Source organism: Streptomyces sp. YS-3 (assembly GCF_045257485.1).
Classification (GTDB): domain Bacteria; phylum Actinomycetota; class Actinomycetes; order Streptomycetales; family Streptomycetaceae; genus Streptomyces.
In genome coordinates this window covers 1-1,176 of the sequence record NZ_JBJHPC010001039.1, presented here as the reverse complement: position 1 = coordinate 1,176, position 1,176 = coordinate 1, and the positions used below count along the sequence as shown (strand labels likewise).

Here is a 1,176-nt window from a genome sequence, read left to right as displayed (position 1 = left end):
GGTGGGGGCGGTTTTCCTGGGGCGGCGCCCCCGGCCCCCTGCGCGGCGGGGCTTGCGGCTCTCGCCCCCCTGGGCAGGGCTGCACCCCTGGGCAGGGTTGCACCCCTGGGCGGGGCTGCGTCCCTGGCCCCCCGTCCGTGGGCGCCTGGCGCTTTTCGCTGCGTGTTCGTCTGCGGGGCGGTGGTGGGCCGGTGCGCAGTTCCCCGCGCCCCTGAGGGGGCCGCCGCAGCCCAAGAAGCGCGCTCGGCCCGAGTCCCCCAAGGGGCGCCCCCGGCCACCTCAGGAGCGCGGACAAGCCGCCCCATCCGTATACGCAATCCGCATACGTGCCCCCGGCCATCCGGGGGCGTGCACCGTCCCGCCCCCGGATTCCCCCCGGTCCGATCCGGATGCTGGGATGCTGGACGCGCGCACCGCCGGCCGGCGGGCGCGAGCGAGCACAACCTAGCCGGGGGGCTGCAGATCGTGGAGGACAGAGTGCGGGTCGTCATCGCCGAGGATTCGGTACTGCTTCGGGAGGGACTGACCCGCCTGCTGACCGACCGGGGGCACGACGTCGTCGCCGGGGTCGGCGACGGAGACGCGCTGGTCAAGACCGTCGGCGAGCTCGCCGACCAGGGCGCGCTGCCGGACGTGGTCGTCGCGGACGTACGGATGCCGCCGACCCACACCGACGAGGGCGTACGCGCCGCGGTGCTGCTGCGCAAGCTCTACCCCGACGTCGGGGTGCTGGTGCTGTCGCAGTACGTGGAGGAGCGGTACGCCACCGAACTGCTGGCCGGTTCCAGCCGGGGCGTCGGCTATCTGCTCAAGGACCGCGTCGCCGAGGTCAGGGAGTTCGTGGACGCCGTCGTCAGGGTCGCCCGGGGCGGTACCGCCCTCGACCCCGAGGTGGTGGCCCAGCTGCTCGGCCGCAGCCGCAAGCAGGACGTCCTGGCCGGGCTCACGCCCCGCGAGCGCGAGGTCCTCGGCCTGATGGCCGAGGGGCGGACGAACAACGCGATCGCGAAACAGCTGGTCGTGAGCGACGGCGCGGTCGAGAAGCACGTGAGCAACATTTTCCTGAAGCTGGGCCTTTCCCCCAGTGACGGCGACCACCGCCGGGTACTCGCCGTGCTGACCTATCTCAATTCCTGAACACCTGACACCCTGTCAGGTAAATGGGCGGGGCGGGCG

General features: G+C 73.0%; 1 protein-coding gene. It reads left to right on the top strand.

All coding sequences use genetic code 11. The features are described 5' to 3' along the window. Nucleotides 1-477 precede the first annotated feature (477 nt). Complete coding sequence (locus tag ACJA3G_RS37330; protein WP_406557449.1) at nt 478-1,137, top strand: LuxR C-terminal-related transcriptional regulator; 660 nt, start codon at nt 478-480, stop codon at nt 1,135-1,137. Nucleotides 1,138-1,176: the final 39 nt, after the last annotated feature.